At 70.7% G+C, this 10,848-nt stretch carries 2 protein-coding genes; both read right to left on the bottom strand.

The features are described 5' to 3' along the window. The coding region (locus AB0E24_RS45660; RefSeq protein ID WP_359385927.1) for a type I polyketide synthase at window positions 1–1,640 on the bottom strand (1,640 nt) is incomplete at its 3' end. A gap of 183 nt (window positions 1,641–1,823) precedes the next feature. Continuing rightward, a complete protein-coding gene (locus AB0E24_RS45655; RefSeq protein ID WP_359385925.1) occupies window positions 1,824–10,829 on the bottom strand; it encodes a type I polyketide synthase in 9,006 nt (3,001 codons plus the stop codon). Between the last annotated feature and the right edge of the window lie 19 nt (window positions 10,830–10,848).

The raw sequence follows: 10,848 nt of genomic DNA, 5'->3' as shown, positions 1-10,848 counted from the left end.
AACCCACCCACCAACTCCCCACCCGAACCACCCAACACCACCGCACGATGCTCAAACCCCGACCGAGACACCACCAACGAAAAACCCACATCAGAGATGGACAGGACGCCGAGCCGCTCTTCGACCTGGGAGGCGAGCCGCGCCGCCTGGTCCCGCAGGGCCGCGACCGAGCGGCCCGACACCACCCACGGCACCACCGGCGGCGGCGTGGGGCCCTTGGTCTCGCTTTCCGTTTCCGGCTCTGTCGCCGGAGGCGCCTCCGGCGCCTGCTCGATGATGACGTGTGTGTTCGTGCCGCTCATGCCGAAGGAAGAGATGCCGGCCCGGCGCGGGCGATCCGAAACCGACCACTCCCGCGCTTCGGTCAGCAGCCGCACATGACCCGACGACCAGTCGACATTCCGCGTCGGCTCATCCACATGCAGCGTCCGCGGCAACACCCCATGCCGCATGGCCATCACCATCTTGATCACACCCGCCACACCCGCAGCCGCCGCGGAGTGCCCCATATTCGACTTGATCGAACCCAGCCACAGCGGGCGCTCCGGATCCCGACCCTGCCCATACGTCGCCAACAACGCCTGCGCCTCAATCGGATCACCCAACGTCGTCCCCGTGCCGTGGGCCTCCACCGCATCCACATCCACCGGAGACAACCCCGCACTCGCCAGCGCCCCCAAAATCACCCGCTGCTGCGACGGACCATTCGGCGCCGTCAAACCATTCGACGCACCGTCCTGATTTACCGCACTGCCCCGCACCACCGCCAACACCGGGTGACCGTTGCGCCGCGCGTCCGACAACCGCTCCAACACCACCACACCCACACCCTCAGACCACCCCGTACCATCCGCCGCACCCGCAAACGACTTGCACCGACCATCCGGAGCCAGCCCACGCTGACGACTGAACGCCACAAACGCTTCCGGAGTGGAGATCACGGTCGCGCCACCGGCCAATGCCGCCGTGCACTCACGGCGGCGCAGCGACTGACAGGCGAGGTGCAGGGCGACCAGCGACGACGAGCACGCCGTGTCCACCGTGACCGCGGGACCCTCCAGCCCCAGCACATACGAGATACGGCCCGAGATCACACTGGCCGCACCGCCCGTCAACAGCTGCCCCTCCACACCCTCCGCGTTGACGAAGAGGTTGCCGTAGTTCTGGCCGGTGGTGCCGATGAATACGCCGGTCCCGCTTCCTCTCAGTGTTTCGGGGTCGATCCCGACCCGTTCGATCGCCTCCCACGAGGTCTCCAGCAGCAACCGTTGCTGCGGATCCATCGCCAACGCCTCACGCGGCGAGATACCGAAGAACCCCGGGTCGAAATCGGCGACCGAATCGACGAATCCGCCTTCGCGTACGTATGACTTACCGGCCCGGTCGGGGTCGGGGTCGTAGATTCCGGCGACGTCCCAGCCGCGGTCCTCCGGGAATTCTGAGATGGCGTCACCGCCCGACTCCACCAGCCGCCACAGGTCTTCGGGCTGCGCCACGCCGCCGGGGTACCGGCAGCCCATGCCAACGATGGCAATGGGCTCCTGCTCCCGTTCCTCGAATTCCCGCAGACGTTGACGAGTCTGGTGGAGATCGGCGGTCACCCATTTCAGGTAGTCCCGAAGCGTCTGCTCGTTCGCCATCTAACGCCACCCTTTGCGCAGGCACGGCGGAGCTCGCGGCTTGCCGCTACCGCGGATCCCCGTCATGAAGACCGTCGATTTCCCCGTGATCCGGCACTCTACGAAGAGGCTACTGACGGCTGTCCCGCCGCAGAACCCCTATCCACCCACTAGGCGGGTGACCGCGGCGGGCCAGCTTTTCCTTCACTTATTTCTGAATTCTCGGTTGATGAAGTCGAATATCTCGTCGTCGGATGCCGCTTCGAGCTCGTCGATGACCGTCTTGCTTTCCGTCGCCGCTTCCTGCCCGCGCTTCCCCGCAGTGACCAGATCCTGCATCCGCATCACCACCTTCGCCCAGGCGACGGTGTCCAGCTCCGCGCCGGAGATCGCGGTCTCCAGCCGTTCGAGCTCGGCGAACACCGACGATTCGGCCGATTCCTCGTCGTCGAAGAGCTCACGCCTGAGGTGGGCAGCGAGCGCCGACGGTGTGGGGTGGTCGAAGACGAGAGTGGGTGGGAGCCGCAGTCCGGTGAAAGTGGTCAGGCGGTTGCGCAGTTCGACGGCGGTGAGCGAGTCGAATCCCAACTCGCTGAAGGCGCGGCCGGCTTCCACCACGTCGTCGGTCGCATGGCCGAGTACGTTCGCGACCTGTCCTCGGACCATGTCCAGCAATGCCCGGTCGCGTTCCTGGGGTGGCAGGGCCGCAAGGCGGCGCAGCGCTTCGGAGTCCGCCGTCGTGGTGTCGGCGAGGTCATCGCGTCCATCCGCCATAGGCCGCCGTGGCTCGGCCAGTTCGCCGAGCAGCGGGCTCGGCCTGCCCGCGGTGAAGATCGGCGCGAACCGCGCCCAGTCCATGTTGGCCACGGTGACCAGGGTTTCGTCGGCGCCGAGGATGTTCTCCAGCGCCGCGACGGCCAGGTCGGGCCGCATCGCGAGCAGACCGCGCCGACGCATCTGTTCGCCGGCGGTGCCCTCCGCCATGCCGCTGCCTTCCCAAGGGCCCCAGGCGATGGACGTCGCGGTCAGCCCCAGCGCCCGGCGGCGCTGGGCCAGCGCGTCGAGGTGGGCGTTCGCGGTGCCGTAGGCGGTCTGGCTGCCGCTGCCCCATACCCCGGACACCGAGGAGAACAGGACGAACGCGTCAAGGTCGTGTTCGGCGAGCAGTTCGTCCAGATGCGTGGCGCCGGCGACCTTCGCGGACACCACATCGGCGATGTCGTCGAGGCCCGTCTCCATCAGGAGGGCCGACTCGGCGACGCCTGCCGTGTGCACGACGGCGCGTATGGGGATGCCATCGGCCTCGACCTCGTCGACAAGGCCGGCCACGGCGTCCCGGTCGGTCACATCACACGCGGCGAGCGTCACCCGTACGCCGAGCGCGGTCAGTTCGGCCCGCAAGTCGTCGGCACCCGGGGCGTCCGCGCCCCGGCGGCTGGTCAGCACGATGTGCTCGGCTCCGCTGCCGGCCAGCCAGCGGGCGATATGGGCGCCCAGTGCACCGGTGCCGCCCGTGACGAGTGCGGTTCCGGTGGTCCGCCATGGCTCGGGACGGCTGTTCGGGCCGCTGCCGGTCCCGTCGGAGCCGCCGCCGACGGCCCGGACCAGGCGGCGTCCGAGGACGCCGGACGCGCGGATCGCGACCTGGTCCTCGCCGGTCGCGCCGGACAGGACGGCGCACAGCGACGCTCCGGTGCGTTCGTCCAGGGTGTCCGGCAGATCGACCAGGCCGCCCCATCTGGCCGGGTGTTCCAGCGCGAGGACACGGCCGAGTGCCCACGACTGCGCCTGGGCGGGATGGTCCACGGGCTCAGCCGCGGTTACGGCCACTCCGCGGCGAGTGACGAACCACAAGGCGGCGTCGCTGCCCGCGTCTCCCAGCGCCTGGGCCAGTGTCACACCGAGCGCGAAGCCGGTCGAGAGGTGTGGATGCGCCGGATGCGGGCGCTCGTCCCGTGCCAGCGTCGACAGGATGCCGGTGACGCCCTCCGACTCGGTCCGCAATAGCTGCGCCAAGGCTGGCCGGTCGGTGCTGTCGGCGTCCAGTTCCAGGCGCCGTACGTGTGCGCCATTCCTGGTGAGCGCGGTCGAGATGTCCTCGGACCAGGTGTCGTCGTGTCCGGCCGGGCTCACCAGCAGCCAGGTGCCGGACAGCGGTGGTGCCGAGGGGCCGGGGGCGGGTCGCTGGAGGGATTTCCACGTGACGCGGTAGCGCCAGGTGCTCAGTGTCGACTCGTCCCGCCGTCGCTGCCACCAGGTCGAAAGTGCCGGCATGACCTCTTCGAGGGCTTCGTCGCCGACGTCCAGAGTGGCGGCCAGCGAGGGGAGATCCTCGCGTTCGAGCTCCTGCCAGAGGGCGGCATCCTCACCGGCCGTGGCCGCTTCGGCCTGGGGCGCCGTCGCGTCCAGCCAGTAGTGGTCGTGCTGGAAGGCGTAGGTGGGGAGTTCGGTCCGGCGGGCACCGTGCCCGGCGAAGACGGCCGCCCAGTCGACCGGGGCTCCGTTGGTGTGCAGCTGGGCCAGGGCGGTCATGGCGGTCTCCGGCTCGGGCCGGTTCCGGCGCAGGAGGGGGACGGCGATGACTCCTTCCTCGCTGTCGAGGCAGTCCTGTACGGCACCGGTGAGCACACCGTCCGGCCCGAGTTCGACGAAGTGGGCGGTGCCGTGCTGCCTCAGGGTGCGAACACCGTCGGCGAACCGTACGGCCTGCCGCGCGTGTGCGACCCAGTACTCCGGGTCGCACAGAGTGTCGTCGGCGGCCAGGTCGCCGGTCAGGTTGGAGACAACCGGGATGCGCGGCAGGTGGAACTCCACGGCCTCCGCGGCCTGCCGGAACTCGGCCAGCATCGGCTCCATACGGGGCGAGTGGAACGCGTGGCTCACCTGAAGCCGCCGGGTCTTGCGCCCGCGTTCGCTCCACTGCCCGGCCAGGGCGGAGACGGCGTCCTCGGCACCCGAGATCACCACCGACGAGGGGCCGTTCACCGCCGCCACGGACACCGTCCCGGCGGCATCGGGCACGGCCGCCAGCGACTCGATGACCTCCGCCTCGGTGGCCTGGATCGCCACCATCGCGCCACCGCCGGGCAGCGCCTGCATCAGTCGGCCTCGCGCGGCGACGAACGCGCACGCGTCGGCGAGCGAGAACACACCGGCCACGTGGGCCGCGGCCAGTTCTCCGATCGAGTGCCCGAGGAGGAACTGCGGCCGTACGCCCCATGCCTCCAGCAGCCGGAAGCCGGCGACCTCAATGGCGAACAGCGCGGCCTGCGTGAACATGGTCCGGTCGAGCAGCTCGCCACCGGTTGCCAGGACCTCCCGCAGTCCGCGGCCGAGATGCTGGTCCATCTCGGCGCACACGGCGTTCAGGGCCTCGTCGAACTCCGGGTGAGCGGCGGCCAGTTCGAGGCCCATTCCGGGCCGTTGCGCTCCCTGACCGGTGAAGAGGAACGCCACCTTGCCCGCGGCCGCGCTCCCGGATCCGGTCCTGCCGGTGATCACGTTCGGGGCGGCTTCCCCGGCGGCTGTCGCGGCCAGGCCGCGGGCCAGTTCCGCCGGGTCGGTGCCGACGATCACCGCGCGGTGCTCGAAGGCAGAACGGGCCGTCGCGAGCGACCACCCCACGTCCACCGGGCGCGGACCGGGGTGGGCGTCCAGGTGGGTGCGCAGTCGGGCCGCCTGCGCGCCGAGCGCGGTCGCCGAGCGTGCTGACAGCAGCCAGGGTATGACCGGCATGGCGGTCCCCTCGCCGGCCGCGGGCGACGGCTCGTCCCCGGCCGTGCCGGGCCGACCGGTGGCCTCCGGTTCGCTCGCCGGGGCCTGCTCGACGATCACGTGTGCGTTGGTTCCGCTGATGCCGAACGAGGACACTCCGGCCCGGCGCACGCGCCCCGTCTCCGGCCAGGGCAGATTCTCCGTCAGCAGCGACACGGCCCCGGCCGACCAGTCGACATGCGGTGTGGGTTCGTCCACGTGCAGGGTGCGGGGCAGCGTACCCTGCCGCAGCGCCATCACCATCTTGATCAGACCCGCCACACCGGCCGCGGACTGGGTGTGGCCGATGTTGGACTTCACCGAACCCAGCCACAGCGGATGTTCGGTGTCGCGCTCCTGGCCGTAGGTCGCCAGCAGCGCCTGGGCCTCGATGGGGTCGCCGAGCGTGGTGCCGGTGCCGTGTGCCTCCACGACATCCACATCGGACGCGGTCAGCCGTGCGCTCGCCAGCGCCTGGGCGATCACCCGCTGCTGAGAAGGGCCGTTCGGCGCGGTCAGACCGTTGGAGGCGCCGTCCTGGTTCACCGCGGAGCCCCGCAGCACCGCGAGTACGGTGTGGCCATTGCGCCGCGCGTCCGACAGCCGTTCCAGGACGACCATTCCGGCGCCCTCGGCCAGCCCGGTCCCGTCGGCCGCGCCCGCGAACGCCTTGCACCGCCCGTCCGGCGCCAGCCCGCGCTGCCGGCTGAATGCCACCAGGGTGCCGGGCGTGGCCATCACGGTGACGCCGCCGACCAGCGCGAGCGAGCACTCCTCCTGGACCAGCGCCTGACGTGCCATGTGCAGCGCCACCAGCGACGACGAGCACGCGGTGTCCACCGTGACCGCCGGACCCTCCAGCCCGAAGGCGTACGCGACGCGCCCCGAGGCCACGCTCGCGGCGCTGCCCGTCACCAGGTAGCCCTCAGCGCCGTCCGGAGTCTGCGCCACGTCCGCGACGTATCCGGAGAAGGACGCCCCGACGAACACCCCGGTCCGGGTGGCGCGCAGCGACCTCGGGTCGACCCCGGACCGTTCCAGGGCCTCCCATGAAATCTCCAGCAACAGCCGCTGCTGGGGGTCCATGGCCAAAGCCTCGCGCGGCGAGATGCCGAAGAACCCCGCGTCGAACGCCGCGGCGTCGTACAGGAAGGAACTCTGGCGGGCGTATGACGTGCCGGGCCGGTCCGGATCGGGGTCGTAGAGTCGCTCGACGTCCCAGCCGCGGTCCGTCGGGTAGCCACCGACGGTTTCGGCACCGGACACGACGAGGTTCCACAGGTCTTCGGGAGAGCACACCCCGCCCGGGAGGCGACACCCCATGCCCACGATCGCGACGGCGTCGTCGTCGGAGCTGCCGACGCCCGCGGCCGAGCCCCCGGCGGTGGCTGCCATCGGTCGTGTGCTGAGTTCGCCGCCGAGCCGGTCGCGCAGATACGTGGCGAGTTCGAGGGGCGATGGGTAGTCGAAGACGAGGGTCGCGGGCAGCCGCAGACCGGTGGCCTCGTTCAGTCGGTTGCGCAGCTCCACGGCGGTCAACGAGTCGAAGCCCAGCTCTTTGAAGGCGCGCCCGGGCTCCACCAGGTCCCGCGAGGCGTGCCCCAGCACCGTGGCGATATGCCCCACGACGAGGTCGAGCAGCAGCGCCTCCTGGTCCTCCGGGGACCGGGTGGCCAGGTTCCGCTCCAGTTCGGACAGGGACGATCCGGCGTTGTCGACCGTGCGGCGCGACGGTGCCCGTACGAGACCTCGTAGGATCGGTGCGACGCCCGAGGCGGACGCCTGGGACCGCAGGGCTCCCAGGTCGAGCCGGACCGGCACCAGCTGCGCCGCGTCGATCGTCAGCGCCGTGTCGAGCAGCGTCAGACCTTGCTCAGTGGACAGTGGAATCGTGCCACCACGCGCCATGCGGCGCAGGTCAGCGTCGCCGAGGTGGCCGGTCATGTCGCTCGCCTGGGCCCACATGCCCCAGGCCAGGGACACGGCAGGCAGGCCCTGGGCGCGCCGGTGCTGTGCCAGGGCGTCGAGGAACACGCTGGCCGCCGCGTAGTTGCCCTGGCCGGGGCCGCCGAAGGAGCCCGCGGCCGAGGAGAACAGGACGAAGAGGGAGAGGTCGAGGTCCTGGGTCAGCTCGTGCAGGTTGACCGCGGCGTCGACCTTGGGCCGCAGTACGGTGTCGAGCCGTTCCGGTGTCAACGAGGCGATGATGCCGTCGTCCAGGACACCGGCCGCGTGGACCACGCCCACCAGCGGATGCGCAGGGGGGATGGAGGCCAGAAGACCGGCCAGGGCCGCACGGTCGGCCACGTCGCAGGCTTCGAAGCGCACCTCGGCGCCGAGGGTCACCAGTTCCGCCCGGAGATCGGCCGCGCCGGGCGCGTCCGCGCCCCGGCGGCTGGTCAGCACCAGCCGCCGGACCCCGTGCGCGGTCACCAGATGCTTGGCCACCAGACCGCCGAGGACACCGGTGGCGCCGGTCACCAGTACCGTTCCGGTGTCGGCCGCCGCGGCGGTGCCGTCGGATCCGGCGGCACCGGGGGTTCCACCGATCGTCGGGGGCATGGTCAGTACGTTCTTGCCCACATGCCGCGCCTGCGCGAGGTGCCGGAACGCCTCCGGTGCGCGGCGAACGTCCCATGTGGTCGTCGGAAGCGGCCGCAACACCCCTTGCTCGAAGAGGCCGAGGACTTCCGCCAGCATCACCTGGATCAGGTCGAGACCCGCCTCGGACAGATCGAAGGCGCGGTACGACACGCCCGGACAGCGGTCGGCCACTTCCTGGGGGTCGCGGACATCGGTCTTGCCCATCTCGACGAAGCGACCGTCCGGGGCCAGCAGATCCAGCGAGGCATCCACGAACTCACGGGCCAGGGAGTCCAGTACGACATCAACACCACGGCCGTCGGTCGCGTCCCTGAACGTCTGGGCGAAGTCCAGGGTCCGGGATGACGCGATATGTTCGTCCGACAGCCCGATCGACCGCAACGTGTCCCATTTGCTCGTGCTGGCCGTCCCGTACACCTCCGCGCCGAGGTGTTGCGCCAGCTGGACGGCGGCCATGCCGACGCCACCCGCCGCCGCGTGGATCAGCACGGACTCGCCCTCCCGCAGGGCGGCCAGGTGGACGAGCGCGTAGTACGCGGTCAGGAACACCACCGGCACCGAGGCCGCGGTGGTGAAGGACCAGCCCTCCGGCATCGGGGCGATCGCCCGCTGGTCGACGACCGTGTACGGGCCGAAGCCACCGGTCAGCAGCCCCAGCACTCGGTCCCCCGGCGCGAAGCCGGTCACACCGGGTCCGACCTCCACGACGAAACCGGCACCTTCGGTGCCCATCAGAGCCTGGTCCGGGTACATGCCCAGGGCGATCAGCACGTCGCGGAAGTTGAGGCCCGTCGCCTTGACCGCGATGCGCACCTGGCCCTGGTCGAGAGGCTCGGACCCGGCCCCGCACTCGACCAGCGCCAGGTTCTCCAGCGTGCCCTTCTGCTTGACGTCCAGGCGCCAGGCGTCCGTTCCCGGCGGGGGTATCAGACCGGTGTCCGCATCGAGTCCGCCGAACCTCGGCACGGACACGTTCCCGGCCCGTATCGCCAGCTGGGGCTCACCGGAACCGATCACCGCGGGGAGCATCCGGATCGAACTCTCGTCGTCGTCCGTGTCGACCAATACGATCCGGCCCGGGTTCTCCGACTGGGCGGACCGGACCAGGCCCCACACGGCGGCCGCGGCCAGGTCCGTAACGTCCGGCGTGACGGCACCGTGGGTCAGGACAACCAGCTGGGACGACGCCCATCGGTCGTCGGACAGCCAGTCCTGGACGACGGCCAGCACTCGGCGCAGCAACGTCCGGGTCCCCGCCGCCAAGTCGGACGATCCACCGGCACAGGGGAGCAGCACGACGGGCGGTGGCACGGCACCGGCGACTGGAATGTGCGCGAGACCGGAGTACGTCCGCGTGGGGACACCCGCGGCGACGAGACGCCGGTGCGTCGCCCCGTCGGTACCGATCAGCCCCCACTCACCGACGGCGGCGTCAGTTCGGGTGCCGGTCCCGAGCCGGGCATCGGTGCCGAGCCGGGCATCGAACTCGGTCCGAGCCGCGTCGTCCGACAGCGGGAGATCGGTCCACTTCACCTGGTAAAGCGCGTCGTTGTGCGCTCCCTTCGCCGGACCGGCGAGTTGATCGGCCGCCACCGGCAGTGCCACAAGGGAATCCATGGACACCACGGGCGCTCCCGTGGCATCGGTCACCAGCACCGACACCGCGTCCCGGCCGACCGGTGACAGGCGCACCCGGACCGCGGCCGCCCCCGAGGCGAAGACCGAGACCCCGGACCACGCGAACGGCAGCCTGGGCACGTCGGCGGTGTCCTCGGTGCCAAGGGTGTCAACACCGTCCGTGGCTCCGGCGGCGTGCTCGAAGAACCGACCCAGCCCCATGGCGTGCATCGCCGCGTCCAGCAGCGCGGGGTGCACCCCGAACCGCTCGGCACTCGCCACCTGGCCCTCGGGCAGCGCTACCTCGGCGAAAACGTCGTCGCCCGAGCGCCACGCCGCTCGCAGCCCTTGGAACGAGGGCCCGTAGCCGAAGCCGCCTGCCGCGATCCGCTCGTAGAAGCCCTCCACATCGACGGGTTCGGCATCGGCCGGCGGCCACTGCCGCAGTCCGTCGGGGGGTACGGACACGGTGGACACCAGCGTCCCGCTCGCATGCAGGGTCCAGTCCTCCTGCGCACTGTCGTCGTCCGGACGCGAGTACACCAGCAGCGACCAGGCAGCGCCCGGCTCCCGCTCCGACTCCCCGACCATGATCCGGACTCGCACACCACGAGGGTCCGAAATCACCAACGGCGCCTGAACCGTGAGCTCCTCGATCCGCGACGCGCCCACTTGGTCGCCCGCCACCACCGCCAGCTCGACGAAGGCGGTACCCGGCACAATCACCGTGCCCATCACCGCGTGATCCGCCAGCCACGGATGTGACCGCACCGACAACCGTCCCGTCAACACCACGTCCCCCGACTCCGGGACTCGTACGACGGCACCCACCAACGGGTGTTCCGACGCGTCGAGACCGGCCGCCGAGACATCCCCGACCCCGCTGCCCACGCCGGTCGGCCAGTAGCGTTGGTGCTGGAAGGCGTAGGTGGGCAGGTCAACGTGGTTGTGCGGACCGGGGAGCACCGTGGTCCAGTCCACGGCCACACCGCGTACCCATGCCTCGGCGAGCGCGGTCAGAAACCGCTCCCAGCCACCCTCATCACGCCGCAACGTGCCCAGGACGACCGCCTCGCCACCCGCCGCCTCCAGCGTCTCCTGCACCCCCACCGTCAGCACCGGATGAGCACTGACCTCAACAAACGCCCCAAAACCCTCCCCCGACAGGACCCCGACCGCCTCTTCGAAACGCACCGGCTGCCGCAGATTCCGATACCAATACCCCGCATCCAACACACTCGTATCCACCCACTCA

It is taken from the genome of Streptomyces malaysiensis subsp. malaysiensis, assembly GCF_040653035.1.
GTDB lineage: Bacteria > Actinomycetota > Actinomycetes > Streptomycetales > Streptomycetaceae > Streptomyces > Streptomyces malaysiensis.
Note: the sequence above shows the minus strand (reverse complement) of the source record. Positions and strands in the feature narration are given on the sequence as shown.